Genomic DNA, 26,083 nt, shown 5'->3' with positions numbered 1-26,083 from the left:
GGTGATCGCCCGGTACAGACCGAACCCCGTCGGCCCTGCCTCGTAAGTGGTGGCGACCGGGCCCGGCAGCCCGCGCAGCCACTCGATGACAACCTCGCTGGCCGGGACCAGTCGCTGCCTGAACACCTCACCGGTCACCGCGTCCAGCCCGGTCGCCATCACCGACCGTGCGTGCACATCCAGCCCGACACTCGTACGCTCTTTGATCACCGGGGCCTCCTATGCCTGTGGATAGGTCGAGCAGGCCACTCCTGCCCGACAACCCACGTACATGCATGTGAGAGGCCCCGGCCCGCAACCCCCTCAGGCCGAGGCGGTCACGTCATACCGTCTGAGCGGTCGCGGGGTTTCGCGCGTCGATCGTGTGCGGGGCCGGCAAGCGGGGTTCCCGCGCGTGGGCGAGTCCCAGCGCTGGCTGCGGTGTGTCTCGACACGCTGCAGCGGCTTCGTTCCTCAGCCGCTGCGCTTGCTCGACCCGTTCGCGCCCACGCCGGTCGCTCGTTCCTCGCGACCGCCTGCGCGAACGCGAAAGGGCCCGCCCGGCGCATCCCCACGAGCGCTGGGCGGGAACCCTTTGCGAAGGAACCTGACGGCCCGTCCCCCGACGAGCCCCGATGGGTGGTGTCCCCCGACACCCTCCCGGTGGAGGTCCTTTCCGAACTGGCTTCGTGCCGTCTCGCGCTCCCCCCAGAGTTGCGCGATCCTGCATGTCCCCAGATCAGGGGCCCGGAGGCTCCTGACACATGAACGGTAGGCCGAGCGCGGCACGTTCAGGGCACGTCGATTCCACAGGGAATGAAGCGTTGGGTAACAGAACTCCCACAATCCGGCGCGGAGGGCTTGCCAACTGGTCCAGATCAGTTGCCGCGCTCCCACGGGGCGGCCACAGGGAAGTACGCCGTCATGAACTCGGAGAGGATCCCGTCGAGCCGGTCCTGGTCGAGGGCGTGGTCGTGGTGGTCGGCCAGGCAGACGACGTCCTGGCGGCGTTCCAGGGCTTTGGTGAGCTGCCACTCCAGGTCGCTGTTGGAGATGTTCACGTAGGCGCGCTCGGACTGGTCGGGGTGCTCCGCGACGTACGCCGCGCCTGTCAACAAGCCGTAGTGCTGCGCGAACGAGCTGAGCATCGACAGGTCGGTGTCGGAGCGGAACGGCGAGCGCACCGTGGCCGCGACCTCGTCGGGGAAGCGCCGCTCGATCTCCTCGAGCACCGAGCGGCGGTGGGCGTAGGGCGCGTGGGCGAGGTTGTCGGTGACCACCGCGCCGAAGGCGGCCTGCAGGAGCCGGCGGTTGTTCCAGGCCGCCTTGAGGTACGGCGCGGCGTCGGGGGTCTCGTCGAGCCCGATGGTGCTGGGGGAGAGCCACACCGCGGCCAGCCCGGCCGGGGTGAAGAACGTCTCCGGCCCGAGCGGGCGGCCGAGGAAGAAGTCGTCGTTGAGGTAGACGAAGTGCTCGGCCAGGTCGGGGACGTGGTGGAGGGCGGCCTCGATGGCGTGGGAGTTGAACGTCGGCAGCGCGTCGGCGGGCAGGATCTGCGTGTGGTCGACGACCGACACCTGCGGGTGCGAGGCGTCCAGCCACTCCGGCACCTGGCCGGCGGTGACCAGGTGGATGCGGCGGACCCACGGCGCGAACAGGTGGACGCTGCGCAGGCAGTGGCGCAGCTCGTCACGGGAGACGAAGCGCGCCCGACCGCTCGACTCGCGGGTGGTCGCCGTGCCCGTCACGCCGGCCAGCCGCTCGCGTCGCGCGCGGTCCCACGCGGGGTCGTTGCCGTCGACCCAGGTGACGACGACGTCGACCGGGAAGGTGCACTCGCGGACCGTCGGCTCCGCCATCAGGGGCAGCGTCGGGACGGCGAGGCCGTCGACCTCGGTGGTGATGGTGACGGCTCCCCGCGGCAGGCGCTGCGCGTAGCGGTTGCGCCGCGGGGCCACCAGCTGCCCGTCGACGCCCTCCTCCCAGAACTCCACCTCGACCGAGGCGCCCTGGCCGAGCAGCGAGGCGCGGCCGTCGGCGTCCGTCGGCCACGGCTCGAGCACGACGGTCGACGTACGCCCCCGGAGCAGGTCGGACGCCAGCGCGGCCACCCTCCCGCGGCGCTCGTGCCAGCCGTTGGCGGCCGGGTCGCGGAGGGAGAGGTACGACGGCACGTCGGCCGCGGCCAGCTCCTGCAGGAACCGGTGCCGCGCCGCCATCGGCAGCACCAGCGCCGGGGTGTGTGTCTCGTGCGGCGGCACCGCCAGCCACTCGTCGGTCGCTGACCGGGCGGCGGCGACGGCCACCGCGAGGGCGGCCTGCCGGGCCGCAGCCGGGGTGACGCCGCTCGCGTCGTGGGCCGGGACGGCCGGCGGCTCGCTCGCGGGCGCCGCGGACAGGGCGGCGTACCGCGGCCGGCCGGCGCGCCGCGCGATCGCGGCCTCGAACACCTCCACCCAGCGCGCGGCGATCAGTTCGGCGTCCCACTGGGCGGCGGTCTCCAGCGCGCCCTCGCCGAGCCGGCGCCGCAGGTCGTCGTCGGTGGCGAGGCGCAGCAGCGCGGCGGACATGCCCGCGACCGACTCGGGCGCGACGAGCAGCCCGTTGACCTCGTGGCGGACGATCTCGCGCGGGCCGGACGCGCAGTCGAAGCTCACGCACGGGACGCCGGCTGCCATCGCCTCCTGCATCTGGAGCGGGAAGCCCTCCGCGCGCGACGTCACCGCGCAGATCGCGGCCCGGCCCCACTCGCCGGCCATGTCGGTGGTGCTGCCGGGGAGCTCGACGCGGTCCCAGAGGCCGTGCTTGCGGGTCTCGCGGACCAGGTGGGGGCGCTGGTGTCCCTGGCCGAGGATGCGCAGCCGCCAGCCGGGCAGCTGGTCGGCGACGTCGGCGAACGCCGCGACCAGCTTGGTGAACTGCTTCTCCATCACCAGCCGTCCGGCGGCGACGATCGTGCGCGAGTCGAGCAGCGAGCGGGGCGCGAACCCCTGCGGCAGCGGGTTCGGCATCACCACGGTCTCGGGCGCGACCGGCCCGAGCTGGCCGCGCAGCCACTCCGCGATGCTCGGCGTCAGCAGCGCGACCACGTCGGCCCGGGGGGCGTTGACGAGCAGCGGCTCCATCCCGGACGTCCGCTGCGACGACGAGCGGTGCTCCTGGTGGACGACCACGACCGAGTCGGGGGCGAGCTGCACGGCGCTGGCGAGCAGGGCGGGCGTCACCGTCACCAGCACGTCGGTGTCCAACCCGCGCAGGCCCCGCTCGAGGCCGACGTCGGTGAGAGCCGAGAACTGCTTGTCCCAGCGCTGCGGCACCAGCAGCGACGGCTTCGCATGCAGCGCCTCGTCGTACGCCGCGGTGAGGTCGACGAGGTGGTCGACCCGCACCCGGTCGTCGATCGCGAACGCCGGGCGCTCGGCAGCCTTGACCACGCTGAGGATCCGCGCGTCGTGCCCGGCCGCCGCAAGGGCGTTGGCCTGGCTGATCGCGGAGCGTTCGGTCCCGCCCTGCTTGTGCGCCGACTGCACCAGGAAGGTGACCTTCACGGCGCCTCGTCGGGGTCGATGGAGCGCAGGGCGAGCAGCCCGTCGCGGTTCCAGCGCAGCCGGGCGCGGGGCCGGTCGTCGACCGTCAGCTCGGGCAGGAGCACGGCGTGGTGGGCGTCGGCGAGGTCGTCGGCCCGCCGCCGGATCCGGACCCAGCCGGCGTCGGTGCCGAGGGCGAGCCGGAGCATGCCGAAGTAGCCCGCCGGCAGGTCGTCGAGCCCGACCAGCGTCTCGACCAGCCCCTCGTGCGCGGTCGCGGGCAGCGTGGCGAGCGCCTGGTCGTCGATGTCGAGCAGCAGCAGGTGGCAGCCCGGCTCGACGCCGTCTGCCGGGCGGACCCGCAGGTGCAGCCGGTCGCCTCGAAGCTCGACGGCGTCCAGCTCGGCGGTCGGGGCGACCGGGTGCCGGACCAGGCGCAGGTGGCCGTCGTCGAGCCGGACGACCTCCCACCGGGAGGTGCCGTCGGGCGTCAGCGGCGTCCGGGCGGTCGGCCGGTCGGGGACGGAGCCGAGCCGGACGGGCGCCGTGCCCGCGAGGACGTCGTAGGTCGTGCCGGTGAGGCGGCTCAGGTCGCGCGGGTGGTCGCCGAGCTCGGTGAGCGAGCCGTCGTCCGCGTCGCGCAGCGTGACCGGGCCGTCGAGGTCGAGCCAGAGGTGGACCCCGTCCAGCACGGCGGCGTACGTCGCGACCGCCGCGCCCTCACCGCGCCGGAACAGCCTCACGTGGCGGCGCGCATCAGATGAGCGACGCGCCTTCGCCGCCGCCGGCCTGCTCGTCGAAGTTCTCCTGCTCCATCAGGTGGAGCACCGGCACGTCGAGGTGGCGACGGGCCTTCGAGGTCCAGTCGAGGCGCAGGAGCTCGGCGACGAAGTGCTCCTCGGTGAAGATGATCGCCTCGCGCCCGTCGACCTCCTTGATCTTGGCGGCCAGCGCGTCGACCGGGTCGCCGGTGACCAGCTCGCCGCTGGTGGTCGCGCCGGTCGCCCGGAGCACCTCGATCGCGTTGGCCAGCTCGCGCTCGGCGTCGGCGCGGGCCTCCGCGACCAGCTGCTCGGGGTCGATGTTGTCCAGCGGCAGCGGCCGCCCGGGCACCAGGTCGGGGGCGAGCCCGCCCGAGGCGCCGAGCGCGGCCTGCACGCGTGCGCGGCCGTCGTCGATCGGCATCAGCACGTGGTAGGTGACCTCGCCGTCGATGCCCTCGTGGAGCGAGCGGACGCGGGCGGCGTCGGCCTGCGTGAGGTTCTCCTCGACCAGGAGGACGACGGCGTACGTCGAGATGTCAGCCACGCGCCGACTCTAGTGCCGGTCCCTACTGCCCGCCGCTCAGCACCTCGCCGAGGTCGTAGGACACGATCTCCTCCAGCTGCTCGTAGCCGCACGACCCGGGGTCGCGGTCGGGCCGCCAGCGCTTGAAGTGCGCGGTGTGCCGGAACCGCCGCCCCTCCATGTGCTCGTAGCCGACCTCGACGACCCGCTCGGGCCGCAGCGGCGTGAACGACAGGTCCTTGCCCTGGCTCCACCGGCTCTGGGTGCCCGGGATGCGGTCGGGGTTGGCGGTCAGGAACTCCTGCCAGCGACCCCACGGGTGCTCCTCGATCGGGCACACCAGCGGCTGGAGCTCCTCGATCAGCTCGGCCCGCCTCGCCTCGGTGAAGCTGGCGCTCACGCCGATGTGCTGCAGCTGCCCCTCGGCGTCGTAGAGGCCGAGCAGGAGGCTGCCGAGCAGCGGGCGCTCGGGCGTCGACTGCTTGTGCTCGCGGTAGCCCGCGACCACCACGTCGGCGGTGCGGGCGTGCTTGATCTTGAACATGGTGCGGCCGTTCTGGGTGTACGCCGACTCGAGCGGCTTGGCGATCACGCCGTCGAGCCCCGCGCCCTCGAACTGCTCGAACCACCGCTCGGCCTCCGCCGCGTCGAGGGTGGTGCGGGTGAGGTAGCACGGTCCGTCCGTGCCGAGCCCGCCCAGCGCCTCCTCGAGGGCCGCGCGCCGCTCGCGCAGCGGCCGGTCGGCGTACGACTCGTCGCCCAGCGCGAGCAGGTCGAACGCGACGAAGCCCGCGGGCGTCTTCTCGGCGAGCATGTCGACCCTGCTCTTGGCCGGGTGGATCCGCTCCTGCAGCACCTCGAACTCCAGCCGGTTGCCCATGGCGACGAACACCTCGCCGTCGAGCACGATCCGCTCCGGCAGCTGCCGCTTCACCGCCTCGACCAGGTCGGGGAAGTAGCGCGTGAGCGGCTTGGTGTTGCGGCTCGTGAGCTCGACCTCGTCGCCGTCGCGGAACACGATGCACCGGAACCCGTCCCACTTCGGCTCGAAGACGAGCCCCCCGTGCTTGGCCGGGTCGGGGATCCCCTTGACCGACTTCGCGAGCATCGGCTGGACGGGCGGCATCACGGGCAGGTCCACGCTCGCGACCCTAACCGTGCGCCGCGCGACCGGTCCGCCACGCAGGCACCCGCTCGCGCCAGTCCCGCCACGAAGGCACCCGCTCGCCCCGCGGCCTACACGAAGGCACCCGCTCGCCCGCCGCTGATCGAGCTTGTCGAGATCCCCGCAGCGAAGGCACCTGCTCGCCCACCGCTGATCGAGCTTGTCGAGATCCCCGCAGCGAAGGCACCCGCTCGCGCCAGGTCCGCAACGAAGGCACCTGCTCGCCCACCGCTGATCGAGCTTGTCGAGATCCCCGCAGCGAAGGCACCCGCTGGCCACCCCTCGTCCACAGACGCACCGATCCACCAGGTCATCCACAGAGCCCGCCGCACCGACCACCCACGGTCGGTTCGCATCGGCATCGTCGAGCCATGCCCTGGACCTACATCGTCGAGTGCCGTGACGGCACCTTCTACGTCGGAAGCACCTACGACATCGAGAGGCGGATCAGCGAGCACAACCTCGGATTCGGAGCGAAGTACACGAGACCCCGAGCACGCCGTCCGGTCCGGCTGGTGTGGTGCGCCGAGTTCAACCGCATGGACGAGGCCTACTGGTACGAGAAGCAGATCCAGGGATGGGGACGTGACAAACGGGTCGCCCTCATCGAGGGCAGGCTCGACCTGCTGGTGGAGCTCGCCAAGAGCCGGCAGCGCTACGACGACGTGATCGGCAAGCTCGCCGAGGCCGCCGCGGATGAAGACCACGCCGACCCCGGCCCCTGAGCGGTGCACGCGGGTGCGTTGGCTGCGGTGATCTCGACAGGCTCGATCAGCGGTGGTCGAGCGGGTGCCGAGGCGTGGGCGGGGACCGGCGTACCGCTCGGGTGCGTTGGCTGCGGGGATCTCGACAGGCTCGATCAGCGGTGGTCGAGCGGGTGCCGAGGCGTGGGCGGGGACCGGCGTACCGCTCGTCGAGCTTGTCGAGACGGCCGCGGCCCGCGTTGGGAGCTGCTCGGCTCGGGTGCCTTGGCTGCGGGGATCTCGACAGGCTCGATCAGCGGGCCTTGGGCCGGGTGCCTTCGCCGCGGATCTCGAAAGCGATTCGGCGGGCCTAGGCTGTGGCACCTATCCCCGGTTGGTCTGCCGGCAGGGCCCGCCTGACTTTGAATCAGGACTAGCGACGTAGGTTCGACTCCTACCCGGGGAGCCATTCCCCTCGATGGCTCTTGACACCCGTTGACGGCGGGAGTCACATAAGGCGAGCTGCTACGGGGCCTTCTGGGAAGAGGTATCGATGAGTGCCGCACGTTTCTTGAGCGCCCTCGCCGGCGCGTCCGCCATGACCGTCACCGTCGCCCTTGTCGCGACGCCCGGGACCGCGTCGGCGGACAGCCCGCTCACGCCGCGGACCCAGTTCGCGATGGTCGTCAACCAGGCCGACGGGAGCACCAACATCCCGACCGACGGGGAGGCGATCCCCAACATCGACTCGGTCAAGTCGACGATCCGCGCCTACTACAACGCGAGCGGCGGCATCGCCAGCAAGACCAGCTCGCGCTACCTCAGCGAGGTCCGGCGCCTGGAGAACGGCATCCTCGACCGGCTGCCGGCCACCGACCCGGCCAACAACGCGGTCGTGTTCGACGTCGACGACACGCTGCTCTGGAACTACGACTTCGAGGACAAGGCCCTCAACTTCAACTTCGACCCCGCGATCCAGACCATCTGGGTCACCGGTCACCTGTTCCCGGCGTTGCCGGGGATGCCGCAGCTGGTGCGCGACCTGCTCGACCGCGGGTACGCCGTCTACGGCGTCACCGGCCGGTCGCTCGCGCAGGAGCCTGACACGATCGCGAACCTCACCGAGCAGGGCTTCACCGACGACGGCACGCCGGGCGGCACTCCGCTGTTCACGGCCGCGAACATGTACACCAAGGACCCGGTCTCCGGCACCAACCCGGCGACGATCCCGACCCAGCCGTGGGTCGACTGCACGGCGGACGGCAACCCGGCCTCGTGCTCGACGGTGGAGTTCAAGGCCTTCACCCGCGGCCACATCGAGAGCGCCGACGGCGTCAACGTCATCATGAACGTCGGCGACCAGTGGAGCGACCTGCAGGGCGGGTTCGCCGACAAGTGGACGAAGATCCCGAACCCGACCTACTTCCTGCCCTCGCTCAACATCAGCGGGCACCCGGAGAGCGACGCCAACATGGTGCCGCCGACGGCGTACACCATGCAGCCCGACGGCTCCAGCGGCTACACCGTCGACACCGGCGACGACATCCCGAACATCGACCCCGTCCGGCGGATGATCCGGGGCTACTACAACGCCAACGCGTCCGGCATCGCCGACAAGACGGCCTCGCCGTACATCAGCCAGCTCTCGGCGCTGCAGGCGTCCTGGACGCCGCAGGTGACGAGCAACTGCACGACCGGTGCGGCGGCGTACGACGCCGCGTTCGCCAAGCAGGCGGCGGCCAAGGCGAAGGTCGCGAAGGACAGGAAGGCGGTCAAGAAGGCCAAGAAGGCGCTCAAGCACGCCAAGACCCCGGCTGCCCGCAAGCGCGCGCACCGCAAGCTCGTGAAGGCCAGGAAGGCGCTCGCGAAGGACCTGGCGGCGCTCGCCGCAATCACGCTGCCCGGCAAGCCGGCGCTGGTCTTCGACGCCGACGACACGACGCTGTGGACCTACGACATGGAGGACGGGGCGATGAAGTTCGTCTTCGACCCGGTCCTCCAGGGCACCTGGGTCTCCCAGCACCTCTTCCCGGCCACGCCCGGCATGCCGGCGTTCGTGAGGTCCGCGGCCGCCGCCGGCTGCACGATCATCGGGCTGACCGGTCGGGGCGCGAGCCAGCAGGCCGACACGGTCGCCAACCTCACCGAGCAGGGGTACGTCGACGCAGCCGGCAAGCCGCTGTTCACCAGCGGCAACTACTTCACCAAGGGCGCGGTCACGGCACCGAACGGCAACGCCTCGATCCCGAGCCAGCCGTGGGTCGACTGCGGGGCCGACGCGTCGTGCTCGACGATCGAGTACAAGTCCGGCACGCGGGCGCACATCGAGGACCTCGGGTTCGACATCGTCGGCAACTTCGGCGACCAGTGGTCCGACCTGATCGGCGAGCACGCCGACCACGTCTACAAGCTGCCGAACCCGACGTACTACCTGCCCTGACCGGCACCTCAGCACGGACTGTCCGGGCGCCGGCTCACACCGCCTAGAGTGAGCCGGTGCCCGGAGAGCTGACCGTCATCGTGCTGGCCGCGGGCGGCGGCACCCGCATGAAGTCGAAGACCATGAAGGTGCTGCACCCGGTCGCCGGGCGGACGATGGTCGGGCACGTGCTGGCCACCGTGCAGCAGGTGCGGCCTCGGCGGATCGTCGCGGTCGTCGGCCACCAGCGCGACCAGGTCGGGCCGCACATTCAGGAGCTCGTGCCCGACGTGCTGCTCGCCGTGCAGGAGGAGCAGCGCGGCACCGGCCACGCGGTGCGGGTCGCGATGGAGGCCGTGCTCGCCGCGGGGGAGCAGCCGGAGGGGACGGTGCTGGTGGCGTACGCCGACACGCCCCTCCTCGAGGCCGACGCGCTGCGCAGGTTCGCCGAGGAGCACGAGGCGGCGCAGCGAGCGGTCAGCATCCTGTCGGGCGTCGTCGCCGACCCGCACGGCTACGGCCGGGTCGTGCGCAACGCCGACGGCGAGGTCGAGGCCATCGTCGAGGAGAAGGACGCGACCGAGGAGCAGCGGGCGGTCCGCGAGATCAACTCCGGGATCCTCGCGTTCGACGCGGCGTTCCTCCGCGAGGTGCTGCCCCGGCTGTCCGACGACAACGCCAAGGGCGAGCTCTACCTCACGGACACCGTCCACCTCGCGCGCGAGGCGGGCCTGCACGTCGGCGCCCACGCGATCGACGACGTGGAGCAGACCGAGGGCGTCAACGACCGGGCCCAGCTGGCGCGGACGGGCCGGGTGATGAACGAGCGCATCCTCGCCCGCTGGATGGACGCCGGTGTCACGGTGATGGACCCCGCCACCACCTGGGTCGACGCCGACGTCGTGCTCAATCCCGACGTGACGCTGCTGCCCGGCGTACAGCTGCTCGGAGCGACGCTGGTCGCGGAGGACGCCGTCATCGGCCCCGACTGCACGCTGAAGGACTGCGAGATCGGCGAGGGGGCGAGGGTGACCCGGACCCACGGCGAGCTCGCCGTGATCGGCCCCGGCGCCAAAGTCGGGCCGTTCGCCTACCTGCGGCCCGGCACCACCCTGGGCGCCGACGGCAAGATCGGCACCTTCGTCGAGACGAAGAACGCCGTCATCGGACCCGGCGCCAAGGTGCCGCACCTGTCCTACGTCGGCGACGCCGAGATCGGCGAGGGCAGCAACATCGGCGCCGGCACGATCTTCGCCAATTACGACGGCGTCGCCAAGAGCCGCACCACGGTCGGGCGGCACGCCAAGACGGGCGCCAACAACACCTTCGTCGCACCGGTCGAGATCGGCGACGGGGCGGGCACCGCGGGTGGCACCGTCGTACGCCGCGACGTGCCGCCGGGCGCCCTCGCGGTCAGCGGCGGGCCGCAGCGCAACCTCGCCCGCTGGGCGCTGTCGAAGCGCGCCGGGACGTCCCAGGCCGAGGCGGCGGCGGCCGCGCTCGACGGCGTGGAAGAATCGACCTGACACCAGCCCTAGAGCCGGGAGCCTCCAAGTCGCATGACGGGTATGAAGCGCACCACCGAGAAGAACCTCATGGTCTTCAGCGGGAGGGCGCACCCCCAGCTCGCGGAAGAGGTCACCCAGCTGCTCGGCACCGACCTGGTGCCGCAGTCGGCCTACGAGTTCGCGAACTCCGAGATCTACGTGCGCTACGAGGAGTCGGTGCGCGGCTGCGACGCCTTCGTGCTCCAGAGCCACACCGCTCCGATCAACGAGTGGATCATGGAGCACCTGATCATGGTCGACGCCCTGAAGCGGGCGAGCGCCAAGCGCATCACGGTGGTCATGCCGTTCTACGGCTACGCGCGCCAGGACAAGAAGCACCGCGGCCGCGAGCCGATCTCGGCCCGGCTGGTGGCCGACCTCTTCAAGACCGCCGGCGCCGACCGGCTGATCACGGTCGACCTGCACGCCGACCAGATCCAGGGCTTCTTCGACGGCCCGGTCGACCACCTGATGGCGCTGCCGATCCTCGCCGACCACGTGCGCGCCAAGTACGGCGACCAGGAGCTCGCGGTCGTCTCGCCCGACGCCGGTCGGATCAAGGTCGCCGAGCGGTGGGCCTCCCGACTCGGTGGCGCTCCGCTGGCGTTCATCCACAAGAGCCGCAACATCGACCGCCCGAACGAGACCGTCGCCAACCGCGTCGTCGGTGAGGTCAGGGGCCGGCTGTGCGTGCTGGTCGACGACATGATCGACACCGGCGGCACGATCACCAAGGCCGCCGAGGCACTGATGGCCGACGGCGCGGCGGGCGTGGTCATCGCCGCGACCCACGCGATCCTGTCGGATCCCGCGGTCGACCGGCTCAAGAACTGCCCTGCCCAGGAGGTCGTGGTCACCAACACGCTGCCCCTGACGCCCGACCGCGAGTTCGACAAGCTCACCCAGCTCTCCATCGCGCCGCTGGTCGCCCGCGCGATCCGCGAGGTCTTCGAGGACGGCTCGGTGACCTCGATGTTCGACGGTCACGCTTGACCTGATACCCCCGCGAGCCTCGGCCCCCAATCCGCCGCGACTGCTCGCTGCGCTCGCGGGCGCCTGGCTCGCTGGCGCTCGCTGCGGCGCTGTCGCCGCGGCTCGGAGGCCGATCGTGGGGCGCGCCTCGCTCCGCTCGGAACTACCGGGCCGCTTCGCTCCCGCCGCTCCCATTGCACTTCATACTCGCCCGGCTCGTCATATCGCTGGTTGAGGAGCTCGCGCAGCGAGCGTCTCGAAACCTCCGCAGCCTGTGCTGGGAGCTGCTCGGCTCGGGTGCCTTCCTTGCGGGGATCTCGACAGGCTCGATCAGCGGCGGTCGACCGCGTGCCTTCCTTGCGGTGATCTCGACAGGCTCGATCAGCGGTGGTCGGTTCGGGTGCCTTCCTTGCGGGGATCTCGACAGGCTCGATCAGCGGTGGTCGGTTCGGGTGCCTTCCTTGCGGTGATCTCGACAGGCTCGATCAGCGGTGGTCCAGCGGGTGCCTTCCCTGCGGTCGCTGTCTCACGGTGGCTGAGGTGCGAAGGCGTGCTGCGCCTGAGCCTCGAAGCCTCCGCAGCCTGCGCTGGGAGCTGCTCAGCGGCCGTTCTGGCTGAAGTGTTGGTAGTCCTTGAGCGAGCTCCACGTCCCGCCCCAGGTCCACCCGATCGACGCGAAGGCGCGCACCACCACGCCGTCCGGCGTGATCATCCCGGGTCGCACCCGGTCGCGGTCGAGGTACGCCGAGGCGAGCTCGGGCAGCACGAGATCACCCTTGCTGTAGGGGTTCTGGAACGGGTCGAGGTCGATGGCGAGCCCGTAGGCGTGCTGGCTGAAGGTCGTCGTGGAGCCGGTGGTGGGCCGGCAGACGAACGCCCCCGTGCCGTTGCCGTCGCCCGTGGGCGGCGCGTCGAGCTCGGAGCGTGGCGTCACCCGGAGCTCCTCGAAGGGGAACCGCTCCTCGTAGAGCTTCTCGAAGACCGTCACCACGTCGTCGGCGACCGAGGCGGCGAGCAGCAGCTCGCCGGTGTGCCGCTGGTCGTCGAAGCCCCAGAACGCCAGCCGCACGTAGGCCAGGTCGTGCGCTGCGACCGGGCAGCCCGGGCTCCAGGTCGACCGGGCCAGCACGTCGGCCGGGACGGGCTCGACCCTCGAGGCGAAGCCGTCACCGGGCAGCGGCGCGACCGTGTCGGGCAGCGTGAACCGGCGCGGGTCGAGCTCGGGCGGGGTCGGCTGCGCCTGCCCGAAGCCGTCGGGCCGCAGCGGCAGCGGGCGGGTGCCGAGCCACGGGGGCGGCACGGTGCCGGGCTCGGGTGCCGGCGACTCAGAGGAGGGCTCAGAGGTGGGCGTGGGCGTGCCGGTCGGCCTGCTGGGAGCAGGAGGGGCAGGAGAGGTGGGTGGGCTCGACGGCAGCGGCGGCTCGGCGACCGGGCCGTCCGGGGAGCAGCCGGTCAGCGCCAGCGCGGCGACCAGCCCGGCGAGCCCGCTACGTGCGGTCATCGAGGGCGTCCTCCCACGCCCGCCGGAGCACGGTCGGCACGTCACCGGCCAGGGCGTCGCGCAGCAGGCCGAGCTGTGCGTCGTCGAGGTGGAACGACGGGAACGCCTGGCCCACCACCGCGGAGAAGGCCGGCCCGCGGGCGGCCCAGCGAGGTCCTGCGTCGAGGTAGCGGGGGAGGTAGGCCGCGACGAGCTCGGCCTGCTCGGCCTGCCACAGCCCGGAGGCGACCGCGCTGAAGAGACGGTTGGAGATGTCCTCCTCGGTCAGGGCGGCCCACGCCGCCTCCTTCGCCGCAGCGACGGGTCGCGCGGCGCGTGCGGCGGCCGCGCCCAGGTCGCCGGTCGACGTGCCGTCGCGTCGGCGCTCGTCCTCGATGGCGGTCGCATCGAGCTCACCCAGCGCGGCGAGCCGCTGCACGACGCGCCACCGCAGCTGGGGATCGAGCGGCACGCCGTGGTCGGTGCGACCGGCGGCCAGCCAGCGGCGCAGCTCCTCGGCGTCGCGGCCGGTGCGTGCCAGCCCGCCTGTGAACGCCACCGGGTCACCGCCGGAGCGGAGACCCGCGCGACAGGCGGCGGCCACCAGCGCGTGTGCTGCCACGGCGCGCGTCGCGGGCACCCTCCGGGGGACGACGGCCGCCAGCGTCTCCTCCACGACGGCGGTCACGAGGCTGACGTGCCTTTCGGCCGGAAGGTGCCGGTCGACCAGGGTGAGGTAGCGCTCGGGGGAGACGTCCCTGGTCGCGACCGCATCGATCGCGGTCGCCCAGAGCACCGAACGCGCCAGGTCGTCGCGGACCGCACCGAGGTGCTTCTCGACGGCGGCCCAGGACCGCTCGTCGAGTTGCAGCCTGGCGAACGTCTCGCCGTGCGCGTTGGGCACGACGACCCGGCCGCTCCAGTCCTGCAGCCGCACCGGCTCGTCGTGGAGGTCGACGAGCTCGCGTCCGACCTCGACCAGCGTGTCGTCGTACGCCGTGACCAGGAAGCGGTGCGGCCGGACACCGTCGCGCACCAGCACGGGCACGTCGCCGTCGCGCTCGACCCGGATCGTGTCGTGCCCCGACCGCCGCAGCCAGAGCTCTGCCCAGTGGCGGACGTCGCGGGGCGAGGCGTCGTCCAGGGCCGCGATCAGGTCGGCGAGCTGCGCGTTGCCCCAGCGGTGCCGCGTGAGGTGGGCGTTGACCCCGGAGAGGAAGTCGTCGTCTCCGGTCCAGGTCACGAGCTGGCGCAGCGCGGATGCACCCTTGACGTAGGAGATCGCGTCGAAGTTCGTCGAGGCGGTGTCGACGTCCGGCACGTCCTCCGGCAGTGGCGCCACCGGGTGCGTCGAGCGACGTCGGTCGGCGACCAGGGCGCGCGGCTTGTGGCTGACCTGGAAGCCCACCCACGAGCCGGCGAACCCGGCCGCCTCCTCGCTGACGCGGAACCCCATGTACTCGGCGAACGACTCGTTGAGCCAGATGTCCTCCCACCACGTCTGGGTCACGAGGTCGCCGAACCACATGTGCGACATCTCGTGCGCGATGACCATCGCCCGGTCGCGACGCTCGACCTCGGTGGTCCGGCCGCGTGGCAGGAGCTCGTCGCGGTAGGTCACGCAGCCGGGGTTCTCCATGGCGCCCCAGTTGAGCCCCGGCACGAAGACCTGGTCGTAGGTGTCGAAGGGAAACGGCTCGTCGAAGAGCCCTGCGTAGTGGTCGAAGCACTGCTCGGTGATCGTGCGCAGCTCGTCGAGCTCACGGTCCAGCTCGCCGGCCAGCGACGCCCGGGCATGCCAGCCCATCGGGATGCCCGCGTGCTCGAAGGTGCGCGAGTGCCAGGGGCCGGCGCACAGGACGAACAGGTCGATCGGGATCGGCGGCGTCGGGGCGAACTCCCAGGCGCCCCCCTGAGCCGCCACGAGGCGGCCGTTGGACACGACGGTCCAGGAGGGATCCGCCACGACCCGCAGCGCGATCGGCGCCTTGAGGTCGACCTGGTCGAAGCACGCGAAGACCCGCTGGGTGATGTCGATGCCGACGTAGGCCGACACGTACCGCTCGCCGTCGGCCGGGTCGGTGAAGGTGTGCATCCCGTCGCCGTCGGTGACGTAGGGGAGCCGCGCCTCCACGACCACCTCGTTGCGCTCGCCGGTGCCGGTCAGGAGGCCGTCGAGCGCGATCCGCGCTCCGTCGTACGCCGCAGCCACGACCGTGCCGTTGACCGTGACCATCACGTCCTGGCCGTGGTGCAGCTCCAGGAAGGTCTCGGGCGCGCTGGAGGCGAAGCGCACGACCGACCGGCTCGCGAACGTCGTGGTGTCGGTGAGGTCGATCTCGAGGTCGTAGGACACCTCGGAGAGCTGCGCGGCACGCGCCCGGGCTTCGGCGAGCGTCAGGGAGGGCACGCCGCCAAACTACGGCGGCGGCGCGAATTCGCAGGCGAAGGCCCGGTCTCGTTAGACTTCTGCGGTTGCCTCGGCGAGGGAGCCCGGACGTCCGGGTTCCGTGATCGACAGGGCGGGCGCTCCCACGGGTGGTGCCTCCGCGATCGCGTCGAGGCCCGAGACCCGAGCACAGAGGAGCAGCACCCCATGGCCACCGAGAAGATCACCGCCGAGACCCGCAACGAGTTCGGCAAGGGCGCCGCGCGGCGCATCCGCCGCGACGACAAGATCCCCGCGGTCCTCTACGGCCACGGCAACGACCCCGTGCACGTGACCCTGCCGGGCCACGACACGATGATGGCGCTCAAGCACGGCGGCTCCAACGCGCTGCTCGAGCTCCAGATCGACGGCAAGCCGCAGCTCGCGCTGACCAAGGCCGTCCAGATCGACCCGATCCGCCGGGTCATCGAGCACATCGACTTCGTGGCCGTCCGCCGCGGCGAGAAGGTCACCGTCGACGTGCCCGTCCACGTCGTCGGCGACGCCGCCTCCGAGACCGTGGTGGTCACCGAGAACACCACGGTGCAGATCGAGGCCGAGGCCACCCACATCCCCGAGAACATCGAGATCTCCATCGAGGGCCTCGAGGCCGGCACCCAGATCCTGGCCGGTCAGCTCGAGCTCCCCGAGGGCTCGACCCTGCTGGTCGACCCCGAGACGCTGATCGTCAACATCCGCGAGCAGCAGAGCGAGCAGGCCCTCGAGGCCGAGCTCGAGGAGGCCGAGGCCGAGGCCGGCATCGAGCGCGAGGAGTCCGACGAGGCCGCCGCCGAGTCCGCCGAGGGTGGCGAGTCCGCCGAGGGCGGCGAGGCTGCTGCCGAGGGCGACGCCGCGTCCGAGTGACGGAGACCGACCGGTCCGATCCCGGGGCAGAGCCCTGGGTCGTCGCGGGACTCGGCAACCCCGGCCCGACGTACGCCGGGCACCGGCACAACGTCGGCTACCTCGTCGCCGACGAGCTGGTGCACCGGATGGGTGCCTCGTTCAAGGCCCACAAGGCGAGCCGCTCGGAGGTCGCGGAGGGCCGCCTGGCCCCGGTGCCGGGCTCCGGCCGGCCGGGGCCGCGCGTCGTCGTGCTCCGGCCGCGCTCCTACATGAACGAGGTGGGCGGCCCGGTCAAGGCGCTGCTGTCCTTCTACAAGGTCGGCCCCGAGCGCCTGGTCGCCGTGCACGACGAGCTCGACATCGCCTTCGACACGATGCGGGTCAAGCTCGGTGGCGGCGACAACGGCCACAACGGCCTGCGGTCGATCCGCGGCTCGCTCGGCACCGGCGACTTCTACCGGGTCCGCGTCGGCATCGGCCGCCCGCCGGGCCGCCAGGACCCGGCCGACTTCGTGCTGTCGAACTACTCCAGCGCCGAGCGCAAGGTGTTGCCCTTCCAGGTCGACCGGGCCGCCGACGCCGTCGAGGCGCTGGTCACCCTCGGCCTCGCCGAGACCCAGCAGCGCTTCAACAGCTGACGGTCCGCCGGCGTGCTGCCGGGGGCTACAGCACCGGGGTCCGCCAGCCGATCTCGTGGGCCATGCCGACCGCGGCGAGCTGGGAGGACACCTCGAGCTTGGCGAGGATCGACTTCACCTGGGTGCGGACCGTCGCCTCGGAGACCACGCTGAGGCCGGCGATCTCACGGACCGCGCGGCCCTTCATCAGGTGGCCCAGCACCTCGCGCTCGCGCACGGTGAGCAGCTCGAGGCGCTCCTGCAGGCCCTGCGCCTCGAACCGGTGGCGGGTCCACTCCGCGACGAGCTCCTCGCGCTCCTCGCGGTCCATGACCGGCAACCCCGCAATGATCCGGCGCACCGCCGCGAGGATCTCGCTGAGCGGCTCGGACTTGGAGAGCACCTTGCGGGCGCCGGAGCGGATCGCGTCGCCCCAGCGGGCGCGGTCGGTCGAGCCGGTGACGACCACGACGCCGGCGCCGGATCCAGCGAGCGGCTCCACCAGGCGTACGCCGTCGCCGAAGCGGCCCAGGTCGAGGTCGAGCAGCACCACTCGCGGGCGCTGCTTCAGGATTGAGGCGACCAGCGTGCCGGGGCTCGACGGGTCGGCTGGCGCCTCGACCCTGCACACGTCGTAGCCCTCGGCGGTGAGGGCGAGGTCGACCGCCTCGGCGAACAGCCGGTGGTCCTCGACGATGAGGACGCGGTCGTCAGCTGGCTCGGGCGACTGAGGCATCGGCGATCACCTCCTGCACCGCCGCGGGGAGGTGGAACGCGAACGACGCGCCGGTCTCGCTCGGCACCAGCTCGAGCCGGCCGCCGAGCTCGCGGGCGAGGTCGGCGGCGACGTGGAGGCCGATGCCCTGGCCGGGTGAGCCCGGCCGGCTGACGCCCCAGTCGAAGAGCCGCGCGCGCACGTCGGGGGCGATGCCCGGACCCTGGTCGGCGACCGTCACGACCACCGCGTCGTGGTCGGGATCGCGGGTGACCCGGACCGTCGCGGCGTCAGGGCCGCCGTGCACGGCGGCGTTGTCGAGCAGCACGTTGACGACCTCGGCGATGTCGTCGGCGCGGCCGAGCGCGCGCAGCGAGGACGGCTGCCAGTCGACCACCCGGCCGCGCGCCAGGTGGGAGACCACGATCTGGCCGATCACCTCGTCGAGGTCGACGGCGCGCCGCGTGCGCACCCGGCCCCCGACGAGGCGCTGGAGCCGCTCCACCTCGGCCAGCATCATCGCGGAGAGCGCGTCGCTGCGCTCGCCGGAGATCCCGGTGGTCAGCAGCTCCTGGGCCGAGGCGATCCCGGCCACCGTCGCAGTGATCTCGTGCCGCCGGGCCTGGTCGGCGCGCAGGGCGTCCTCCGCGGTGGCCAGCCGTCGTTGCAGGTCAGCCTTCAGGTCGTGCTCGTGCTCCACGGCGTGGTGGACCGCCCTCGCCGAGGCGCCCAGCCCGAGCGCTGCGGCGACCACGCTTGCGCCCAGCGTCAGCACGCCCGCCCCCGACCAGTCCGGGATGACACTCGGCGCCCACGCGCCCAGCGACAGCGCCGCGAGCGCCGCGACCACCAGCACTGCGGCGGTCCGCCCGCCGCTGCCGGTGATCCGCCACCGCGTCCAGAGCAGGACGGCGCTCGTCAGCGCGGCCGACCCGAGGACCAAGCCGCACGCGCGCGACGACGGCCCGACCAGGCCCGCGGCCAGGACCGGTGCGAGCACGACGGCGGGCACGACGGCAAGCGCGACCGCCGGGATGTCCCGGTGTCGTGCCCACACTCGCGCGGACGCGCGTGACTGCTCCATCCGGATCCCCCCACAGGCTCCGTCGTTGGTCCTGCCCCGTCGTATGCCGTCCCCGTGCCTTCAGCGTGCGACTCCGGCACTCTAGTACCGAAATCTAGGTATGGGAACTAGTCCCGGGCGGGCCGAGGACTAGGCCGAACGGAGGACGGGCGCCAGGGCTGCCTGACGAGCCGCGCGCGTCACTAGGGTGGGCGGGTGACCTTCGACGCCGGTACGCCGCCTGCAGACGCCGACGACCACATGCTGTCCGGCTGGCTCGCGGACGCGGCCGGTCGCCGGCTCCTCGAGGTCCGGCAGGAGGGGCTGGAGGGCCGTGAGCTCAAGGACGCCGGCGACCGCGCCGCGCACGAGCTGTTGGTGGCGCTGCTCGCCGAGCACCGTCCCGGCGACGCGGTCCTCTCCGAGGAGGGCAAGGACGACAAGGTCCGGCTCACCTCCGACCGGGTCTGGATCGTCGACCCGCTCGACGGCACCCGGGAGTTCTCCGAGCCGCCACGCGACGACTGGGCGGTCCACGTCGCGCTCTGGGAGCGCAGCGCCGACGACCTGACCGTCGGGGCGGTGGCGCTGCCGGCGCTCGGGCAGACCTTCACGACCGGCGACGGTCTCGAGCTGGCTCCCGCCACGGCGACCAGGCCCAGGATCGCGGTCTCCCGGAGCCGCCCGCCGGCGTTCACCGACGGGCTCGTGGCCGCGCTGGGCGGCGAGACGGTCGCGATGGGTTCGGCCGGCTTCAAGGTGCTCTCGGTGGTCCGCGACGTCACGGATGCCTACGTGCACGCAGGCGGCCAGTACGAGTGGGACTCCGCCGCTCCCGTCGCGGTCGCTCGGGCCGCCGGGCTCTTCACCTCCCGCGTCGACGGCTCCCCGCTGCGCTACAACCAGGACGACGTCTACCTACCCGACCTCGTGGTCTGCCGACCCGAGCTGGCGGACCGGATCCTGGCCCACCTGGCCGAGCACGGCACCGACTGAGCCGTCGCACCGAGCGAGCCGCTCAGTAGGCACCGCGCCGACCGACCACGGCGACCGTGGTGCGCAGGGCGATGGCGAGATCCATCCGCCACGACCAGTTGTCGACGTACTGGAGGTCCAGCCGGACGGTGTCCTCCCACGGCAGGTCGGAGCGGCCGGAGACCTGCCAGAGCCCCGTCATCCCCGGCTTGATCGCCAGCCGGCGGAGGACGTCGGGGTGGTAGCCGCGGACCTCCGCGGGCAGCGCGGGCCGCGGACCGATGAGGGACATCTCGCCGCGCACCACGTTCCAGAGCTGGGGCAGCTCGTCGAGCGAGGAGGCCCGCAGGAACGAGCCGACCCGGGTGATCCGCGGGTCGCGCTTGATCTTGAAGAGGACACCGTTCTGGTCGGACTCGTTGGAGTCGGCGAGGTGCTCGCGCACCGCGTCGGCGTCGTTGCACATCGTGCGGAACTTGTAGACCATGAACAGCCGGCCGTCCCGGCCGACGCGGGTCTGCCGGAAGATCGCCGGGCCGGGCGAGTCGGTGCGCACGAGCAGGGCGATCACGCCGAGGACCGGGCTCAGCACGGCCAGCAGCGCGGCCGCCGCGAGCCGGTCCACGACTGCCTTGGCGCCTGCACCCAGGCCCGACAGCCGTGCCGGGCGCACGTGCACCAGCCCGGCGCCACCCACCCTGGTGGGCACCAGCCGTCCGGGAGCGACGTCGCGCAGCCCCGAGCTGACCAGGAGGTCGATCCCGGCGTCCTGGAGCCACGCCCCCCAGCGACGGAGCTCGGCGTGTCCGACGTCGGGTCCGGGGACCGCGAGGACCGCACGAGCCGCGTGGGTGCGCGCCGCGGCCATCAGGTGGTCCTCGATGCCGATCAGGACCGGCATGCTCCAGCTCTCGTTGAGGTGCTCGAGCTCGCGGTCGCTGCCGGGCTCCGGCAGGCAGACCGCCACGGGGGCGAACGCCGACCGGCCGCGCTCGCGCCCGAACTCGTGGAGCAGGGCACGGACGCCGTCCCCGTGCCCCACCAGGAGCACCGGGACCGGCTGCCACGGAGACGCGAGCGCCACGACCCAGCGCGCGAGGGCGGTCACCGCAGGCATCCCCGCCGCCAGGAGGAGGGCGGCGAGCGCCAGCTCTCGCATGCTGCCGGCGGTGGCAGCGCCGGGCGCCACGGCGACGACGACCCACAGGGCGAGCGCCAGCGAGACCGAGGCGCGGACCAGCGCCCGGACAGGAACGCCGCGTGAGCCCGAGCCCACGCGGTCGTGCCCACCCGAGACCGCCACGACCCACGGCCAGGCGAGGACCACGGCGACGCTCGTCTCCGGCAGCCACGCGGGCAGGGTCGCGTGCACGAGGGCGGCCGCAACGCCGGCGGACAGCGTGTCCAGGACCAGCGCCACGGCCGACAGGTGTCGGGAGGGGAGGGGGCGGGCGGACGGCTCGTGCGGGAGCGCGACGGCGACTGCTGTCGCGACCGGCGCCGGTCCCGTTGTGAGCGTCATGGCCCTCCACCCCCTGGAAGTCCGCTCAACCTAGGAAGGGGCCTGTGCCGGTTCATCACGCATATGAGGCATGTTCCGCGGCATTTCCCGGCAGGCCTCTCAGCGGCCGGCCGAGGGCGTCAGCGGGTCAGCTGTGGAGGCTTCCAGCCGACCCGGTGGGCCAGCCCGACGGCGGCCAGCTGAGAGGTCACCTGGAGCTTCGCGAGGATGGACTTCACCTGGGTGCGCACGGTCGCCTCGGCCACCACGCACTCGGTGGCGATCTCCCGGACCGTCTGGCCCCGCATCAGGTGGGCAAGCACCTCCCGCTCGCGGACGGTCAGCGCCTCGAGCCGCGCGGTGAGGTCCACGGTCGCGGCCCGCTCCTTCGACCACTCCCGCAGGAGGTCCTCCCGCTCCTCCAGCGTCATCACCTGGAGCCCCTGGTTGATGCGCCGGACGGTCGCCAGGATCTCGTTGAGCGGCCTGGACTTCGGGAGCACCTTGCGTGCACCGCACCGGACCGCCTCTCCCCAGCGGGCCCGGTCGACGGATGCGGTCACCACGATGACGTTGACGCCCGCCCTCGCGAGCGGTGCGATCAGCTGCTCGCCGTCGCCGAACTGCCCGAGGTCGAGGTCGACGAACACCACCCGGGGGCGACGCCGCAGGACGGCGGCGATCAGTGCGCCGGGCGACTGTCGCTTCTCGGGCACCGTCACCCGCCGCACGTCGTACCCCTCGACGGTGAGGGACAGCTCCAACGACTCCGCGAAGAGGACGTGGTCCTCGACGATGACGATGCGGAACTGGCTACGCGATGTTGCAGACGACATCGACCGCGCTCCTTCGCGGGAGGCGAGCGACGAACGTCGCACCGGCGTGGTGGTCCTCGACGAGCTCGATGCACCCGCCGCGGTCGGTCGCGAGGCGGTGCGCGATCGCGAGGCCCAGCCCCTGGCCCGGCGACGTCGAGCTGCGCACCTCGGACTCGAACAGGTGGTCGCGCACCTCGGGCGCCACTCCGGGGCCGCTGTCGGAGCACATCACCAGCGCACCGCCGTCCGCGGCGGTCACCGAGAGCCGGACGGGACCGCGCCCGCCGTGCCGGGCGGCGTTCTCGAGCAGGATGTTGACCAGCTCGGCGAGGTCGTCGGGGTCGGTGAACGCGCGCTCGTGGCTGGGGAACCAGCGGACGTCGCGGCCGCGTGCGTGGTGGCTGACGACGAGCGGCTCGATCACCTCGTCGAGCTCGACCTCGGCGTCGCCGGGCGTCCTCGGCCCGGACGCCCGCGCGTCCATCAGGCGCTCCAGGCGCTCGAGCTCGGCGTCCAGCATCGACTCGAGGCGGCGGCGACGGGAGGCAGGCACGGCCGTGCCCTGGCGCATCACCCGCGACGCGCTGGCGATGCCGGCCAAGGTCGAGCCGACCTCGTGGAGCAGCTCTCGGTCCTTGCCCTCCGCCTCACGCACCTCCGCGAGCGAGCGCTGGAGCCAGGTCACCTGCTCCTCGCGCTCGTTGATGGAGCCCCTCAACAGCCCCTGCGTCATCGAGCAGATCATCAACGCCGCGGCGACCTGGGCCGCGGTCGCGGCGGTGGTGACCATCACCGGCAGCAGGCCGGGCTCGAACGCCAGCTCGCCGGCGGTCAGCAGGGCGACGGCCGTGGCCAGCTGCCGACGGACCCGCGGGTCGACCGTCCGGCGCTGCAGAATGCTCCAGACCAGCGCACAGGCGGCCAGGACCACGGCGGTCACGGAGACCGCGACGCTGGTGGCGTCGCTCGGCGCCGGTGGCGCCAGCCTCGGGACCGCGGAGCTCGCGACGACCAGCAGGGATCCTGCCGCACCACCGAGGAGCGCGGGGTCGCCGGGCACGTCGACCCGCTCGGACACCAGCGTCATCAGGAACAGGACGCCCAGGATCACCAGCAGGGTCGCGTAGGGCCAGTGCGCCCGCTCGAGCTGCCACGACCCGTAGGCGGTGACGGTGAGGACCAGACCGTGGGAGGCCCCCAGCACCAGGCCGATCGTGAGCCAGCCGCTCAGTCGCACGTCGAGGTCGCCGGGGCGCTCGACGCTGGAGACGCGCCAGCTGAAGTAGTGCAGCACCGCGGCGCCCAGGATCAGCGTGAAGGCGATCATCTGCGCGACCGGCAGCATGGCGCTCGCACCGGCCGGTCCGTCGGAGTACGTCGCCAGCACCAGTGTGCAGACGATCGAGGCGGCGGCGACAAGAGCCGCCGTCCGTCCCGCGGGTCGCTCGTCCCGAGTGGCCATTTTCCCCCCAGATCCATGCATGGCCGCGCCCCGAGCGCTGCTGCCCGACGGGTCATCCGTCGCGATGTCTGTCTCTCAACTTGGCGTACTACCAGCCGTCCTCGGGATCAGGAGCCCACTGGTGTGAGAGCCCAGGAAGCCGGGGAAGGTGGCCGTCCATTGGGGGATCGAGACTCAACGTAGATACCCGATCAGGGGGACGGAATGACCCGATCAGGCCATTTGCACTACCGAGGGTGACCATATGGCCGTGCCGCCGTCCACCCCGGAACGTGTCACCAATTGCGGTGATCTCCGCCTCTCCGTGCTGGACGCTGCGGCCTTCCACCACAAACCTTGAGGAGCACGGACCGGGGCGACGGGTGCCGTCTCGCGGGGTCTGGCCGTGGTGAGGGAAGGGGTGATCCGTGCCGGGGCGTGGCGTGCGCGAACCAGGCCACGGGTATCCGCGAGTGGCGGTGGCGTCCGACCAGCGACTCGTCGCGGAGTCCGTGGCGGCCGCCCTGCGCGACCGCTCGTTCGACACGGTGGTGGTGCGGTGGCCGGAACCGGACTCGTTCGCAACGGGCGAACGACGTCCATCGCGACGAGGGCGCCGGCGTTCGGCGCCGTCGCCGGATGCCGGTCTGGTGCTGACCGACCTGAGCCGCATGGAACAGGTCCGCGCCGCGCGCATCCTCGTCGGCAGCCTGGACGTGCCCTGGCTGGTGCTGACCCACGCGTCGAGGGGGCCGGCGTGGGGGGCGATGTACGAGCGCGGCGCGACCCTGGTGCTGCCGGACAGCACCGGGCTGGACGCCACCGGTGAGCTGGTCGCCGACCTCGCCCGGGGCTGGCTGCCCGACCTGTCCCGCCGGGAGCGCCGGCAGCTCGTCCACGCGTGGCACAGGTTCGAGTCGGATCGCTCCGAGATGGAGGCACGGCTGCAGAAGCTCAGCGACCGCGAGGAGGAGGTCCTGCAGCAGCTCCACGACGGCGTTGCGGTGCGCGCCATCGCCGAGCAGTCCGAGGTCGCGGAGACCACGGTGCGCAGCCAGGTCAAGTCGATCCTGCGCAAGCTGGAGGTGAGCTCGCAGATGGCCGCGGTCCTGGCCTACGACGAGATCGTCACCGACAGCATCGACCCGGACCTGCACCGCGTCAGCTGACCCGGCCGGCCCGGCGTCCCCGAAATGGGTGATGGTGTCGCGCACCCGCCGACCGGGACCCGACACGTCACCATGCTCGCTGTCGTGGCAGTGGTGGCAGTCCTCCGGGTCGCCGGACCGGCGCGCCCCGAGGCGGCGTGACCGTGCACGCCGTCGTGGCCCCCGACGGCCTGACCGCCACCGCCGCGGTCCCGCACGACTGCGTGGTCGTGGTCGACGAGGCCGCGACACCGAGCGGCCGAGCCCTGGCCCGGGCGGCGGCCGTGCTCGAGCGAGAGCCGTCCGTCGGCACCGTCTTCATCGACGTCGACGGCAAGACCCGTGAGGGCGTCCAGCCCGGCGCGCGCTGGCTCCGCGAGGCTGCCGCGCGCGGCACCGACACGGTCGGCGCGCGCTGCGCGGTGCTGCGTCGAGCCACCTTCGAGGCCGCCGGCCAGCAGGGTCTGGGCACCCGGCGCGGTGAGCTCTCCTTGTGGCTGCGGGCCGCGGCCCTGGCGGACGTGGCCCACGTCGCCGAACCGCTGCCGCTGACGCAGCTCTCCTCGGCCGCCTCGCCGTCGGCCCACCGAGCCACCGGCGCGGTCGGTCAGATCACCGAGCTCCACGAGCGGGCTCGTGCGTTCCACGAGCTGTTCGAGGGCTTCGCCCCGCTGCGCGGCGAGCCACGGCTGCGCACCGCGACGTACCGAGCGCTGGCGCACAGCATCCGCAGTCGCGCGTGGGTGGCGGCGTACGAGGGCGACTCGGTCGAGGCGTCGCTCTGCCTGCACCTTGCGCGCGACGTGAACCGCTGGCGACGGCAGCGGCTGCCCTGATGGACGCGCTGCGGCTGCCTGAGGGACCGCTCGACGTGCTGTGCGTCGGCGCGCACCCCGACGACGTCGAGATCGGGTGCGGCGGCACCCTCCTGCGACTGGCCGAGCGCGCGGAGCTGACCGTGACGGTCGCGGTGTTGACCGGGACGCCGGAGCGGGCCGCCGAGTCGACGGGGGCGCTCCAGGAGCTGGTGCCGGGGGCCAAGACGCACTTCGCGGGACTGCCCGACGGCCGGCTGCCGACGCACTGGGAGGCGGCCAAGGAGCACCTCGAGGACCTGGCGCGGCACTGCCGGCCACAGCTGGTGCTGACCCATCGCGTCGACGACGCGCACCAGGACCACCGCACGCTGGGCGTCATGGTGACCACCGTCTGGCGCGACGCGCTGGTGCTGCACTACGAGATCCCGAAGTGGGACGGCGACATGGGTGCGCCCTCGCACTACATCGGGCTGACCCGCGAGCAGGCCCGCCGCAAGGTGGACGTCCTCAACCGGCACTTCCCGAGCCAGCACGCCCACGACTGGTGGGACGACGAGGTCTTCCTCGGGCTGATGCGCCTGCGCGGGATGGAGTGCCGGAGCCCGTACGCCGAGGCGTTCCACGTGGCCAAGGCGCTGGTGGAGGTCTGACCAC

Annotated in this window: 21 protein-coding genes, 1 tRNA gene and 1 pseudogene; 11 read left to right on the top strand and 12 right to left on the bottom strand. The window is 72.5% G+C overall.

Going from position 1 to position 26,083, the window contains the following annotated elements; all coding sequences use genetic code 11:
• From G514_RS0118445 to G514_RS0118425, 5 genes and pseudogenes are all read right to left on the bottom strand, one after another.
• Positions 1 to 210, bottom strand: a pseudogene (locus G514_RS0118445) (hypothetical protein); the annotation flags it as partial.
• Positions 211 to 857: 647 nt separating this feature from the next.
• Positions 858 to 3,527, bottom strand: coding sequence for a stealth conserved region 3 domain-containing protein (locus tag G514_RS0118440; protein ID WP_028652955.1), 2,670 nt, complete (start codon positions 3,525 to 3,527; stop codon positions 858 to 860).
• Entirely contained in the window at positions 3,524 to 4,249 is a 726-nt protein-coding gene (locus tag G514_RS0118435) for a hypothetical protein (protein ID WP_028652954.1), read from the bottom strand. The genes G514_RS0118440 and G514_RS0118435 overlap by 4 nt, the downstream gene beginning before the upstream one ends.
• 13 nt (positions 4,250 to 4,262) lie before the next feature.
• Complete coding sequence (locus G514_RS0118430; protein ID WP_245582260.1) at positions 4,263 to 4,814, bottom strand: hypothetical protein; 552 nt, start codon at positions 4,812 to 4,814, stop codon at positions 4,263 to 4,265.
• Between the two features lie 22 nt (positions 4,815 to 4,836).
• Positions 4,837 to 5,934, bottom strand: coding sequence for an ATP-dependent DNA ligase (locus G514_RS0118425; RefSeq protein WP_028652952.1), 1,098 nt, complete (start codon positions 5,932 to 5,934; stop codon positions 4,837 to 4,839).
• 395 nt (positions 5,935 to 6,329) lie between these two features.
• Here G514_RS0118425 and G514_RS27695 point away from each other — a divergent pair, with 395 nt between their 5' ends.
• The 5 genes from G514_RS27695 to G514_RS0118400 all read left to right on the top strand — a co-directional run bounded on the left by G514_RS27695 (position 6,330) and on the right by G514_RS0118400 (position 11,600).
• A complete protein-coding gene (locus tag G514_RS27695; protein WP_051247694.1) occupies positions 6,330 to 6,683 on the top strand; it encodes a GIY-YIG nuclease family protein in 354 nt (117 codons plus the stop codon).
• A 345-nt stretch (positions 6,684 to 7,028) separates the two neighbouring features.
• Positions 7,029 to 7,110, top strand: a tRNA-Gln gene (locus G514_RS0118415).
• Positions 7,111 to 7,194: 84 nt separating this feature from the next.
• Positions 7,195 to 9,081 (top strand): HAD family acid phosphatase, encoded by a 1,887-nt coding sequence (locus tag G514_RS0118410; RefSeq protein WP_028652951.1) that lies wholly within the window; start codon positions 7,195 to 7,197, stop codon positions 9,079 to 9,081.
• 56 nt (positions 9,082 to 9,137) lie between these two features.
• Complete coding sequence (gene glmU, locus G514_RS0118405; protein ID WP_028652950.1) at positions 9,138 to 10,586, top strand: bifunctional UDP-N-acetylglucosamine diphosphorylase/glucosamine-1-phosphate N-acetyltransferase GlmU; 1,449 nt, start codon at positions 9,138 to 9,140, stop codon at positions 10,584 to 10,586.
• A gap of 33 nt (positions 10,587 to 10,619) precedes the next feature.
• Positions 10,620 to 11,600 (top strand): ribose-phosphate diphosphokinase, encoded by a 981-nt coding sequence (locus tag G514_RS0118400; RefSeq protein ID WP_028652949.1) that lies wholly within the window; start codon positions 10,620 to 10,622, stop codon positions 11,598 to 11,600.
• A gap of 577 nt (positions 11,601 to 12,177) precedes the next feature.
• On the opposite strand, the gene G514_RS0118395 is transcribed toward G514_RS0118400, so the two are convergent.
• Positions 12,178 to 13,080: a M15 family metallopeptidase gene (locus G514_RS0118395; RefSeq protein ID WP_084152202.1), complete on the bottom strand. Its 903-nt coding sequence runs from the start codon at positions 13,078 to 13,080 to the stop codon at positions 12,178 to 12,180.
• Positions 13,067 to 15,469, bottom strand: a complete 2,403-nt coding sequence (pepN, locus tag G514_RS0118390) for an aminopeptidase N (RefSeq protein ID WP_028652947.1) — start codon at positions 15,467 to 15,469, stop codon at positions 13,067 to 13,069. Before pepN ends, G514_RS0118395 begins: the two co-directional genes overlap by 14 nt.
• Positions 15,470 to 15,655: 186 nt before the next feature.
• Here pepN and G514_RS0118385 point away from each other — a divergent pair, with 186 nt between their 5' ends.
• Both G514_RS0118385 and pth read left to right on the top strand, forming a co-directional pair.
• Positions 15,656 to 16,351 carry a 50S ribosomal protein L25/general stress protein Ctc gene (locus G514_RS0118385; protein ID WP_028652946.1) on the top strand — a complete coding sequence of 232 codons (696 nt, stop codon included), beginning with the start codon at positions 15,656 to 15,658 and terminating at the stop codon, positions 16,349 to 16,351.
• Complete coding sequence (gene pth / locus G514_RS0118380; protein WP_028652945.1) at positions 16,348 to 16,971, top strand: aminoacyl-tRNA hydrolase; 624 nt, start codon at positions 16,348 to 16,350, stop codon at positions 16,969 to 16,971. Before G514_RS0118385 ends, pth begins: the two co-directional genes overlap by 4 nt.
• Before the next feature lie 25 nt (positions 16,972 to 16,996).
• Here the strand turns inward: pth and G514_RS0118375 are convergent, their stop codons facing one another.
• Entirely contained in the window at positions 16,997 to 17,686 is a 690-nt protein-coding gene (locus G514_RS0118375; protein ID WP_028652944.1) for a response regulator, read from the bottom strand.
• Complete coding sequence (locus G514_RS0118370; RefSeq protein WP_157544976.1) at positions 17,661 to 18,749, bottom strand: sensor histidine kinase; 1,089 nt, start codon at positions 18,747 to 18,749, stop codon at positions 17,661 to 17,663. Before G514_RS0118370 ends, G514_RS0118375 begins: the two co-directional genes overlap by 26 nt.
• Positions 18,750 to 18,944: 195 nt before the next feature.
• Here G514_RS0118370 and G514_RS0118365 point away from each other — a divergent pair, with 195 nt between their 5' ends.
• Positions 18,945 to 19,724 carry a 3'(2'),5'-bisphosphate nucleotidase CysQ gene (locus tag G514_RS0118365; protein ID WP_281167629.1) on the top strand — a complete coding sequence of 260 codons (780 nt, stop codon included), beginning with the start codon at positions 18,945 to 18,947 and terminating at the stop codon, positions 19,722 to 19,724.
• Between the two features lie 22 nt (positions 19,725 to 19,746).
• On the opposite strand, the gene G514_RS0118360 is transcribed toward G514_RS0118365, so the two are convergent.
• The 3 genes from G514_RS0118360 to G514_RS0118350 all read right to left on the bottom strand — a co-directional run bounded on the left by G514_RS0118360 (position 19,747) and on the right by G514_RS0118350 (position 23,484).
• Positions 19,747 to 21,225 carry an exopolysaccharide biosynthesis polyprenyl glycosylphosphotransferase gene (locus tag G514_RS0118360; RefSeq protein WP_084152201.1) on the bottom strand — a complete coding sequence of 493 codons (1,479 nt, stop codon included), beginning with the start codon at positions 21,223 to 21,225 and terminating at the stop codon, positions 19,747 to 19,749.
• A 119-nt stretch (positions 21,226 to 21,344) separates the two neighbouring features.
• On the bottom strand, positions 21,345 to 22,040 hold the full coding sequence (locus G514_RS0118355; RefSeq protein ID WP_028652940.1) for a LuxR C-terminal-related transcriptional regulator: 696 nt from the start codon (positions 22,038 to 22,040) through the stop codon (positions 21,345 to 21,347).
• The gene (locus G514_RS0118350; protein ID WP_169576495.1) at positions 22,018 to 23,484 is read right to left on the bottom strand and encodes a sensor histidine kinase; all 1,467 of its coding nucleotides are present in this window, start codon (positions 23,482 to 23,484) and stop codon (positions 22,018 to 22,020) included. The genes G514_RS0118355 and G514_RS0118350 overlap by 23 nt, the downstream gene beginning before the upstream one ends.
• Before the next feature lie 650 nt (positions 23,485 to 24,134).
• Here G514_RS0118350 and G514_RS29480 point away from each other — a divergent pair.
• The 3 genes from G514_RS29480 (at position 24,135) to G514_RS0118335 (ending at position 26,079) form a co-directional block, all read left to right on the top strand.
• Entirely contained in the window at positions 24,135 to 24,632 is a 498-nt protein-coding gene (locus G514_RS29480; RefSeq protein WP_157544974.1) for a helix-turn-helix transcriptional regulator, read from the top strand.
• A gap of 137 nt (positions 24,633 to 24,769) precedes the next feature.
• Complete coding sequence (locus G514_RS0118340; protein ID WP_028652938.1) at positions 24,770 to 25,447, top strand: hypothetical protein; 678 nt, start codon at positions 24,770 to 24,772, stop codon at positions 25,445 to 25,447.
• Positions 25,447 to 26,079 (top strand): PIG-L deacetylase family protein, encoded by a 633-nt coding sequence (locus G514_RS0118335; protein WP_028652937.1) that lies wholly within the window; start codon positions 25,447 to 25,449, stop codon positions 26,077 to 26,079. The genes G514_RS0118340 and G514_RS0118335 overlap by 1 nt, the downstream gene beginning before the upstream one ends.
• The last annotated feature ends 4 nt before the right edge of the window (positions 26,080 to 26,083 follow it).

Origin of the sequence: Nocardioides halotolerans DSM 19273 (genome assembly GCF_000422805.1) — a bacterium.
GTDB classification, from domain to species: Bacteria; Actinomycetota; Actinomycetes; order Propionibacteriales; family Nocardioidaceae; genus Nocardioides; species Nocardioides halotolerans.
The sequence above is the reverse complement of the archived record's forward strand: the minus strand, read 5'-3'. Positions and strand labels throughout refer to the sequence as shown.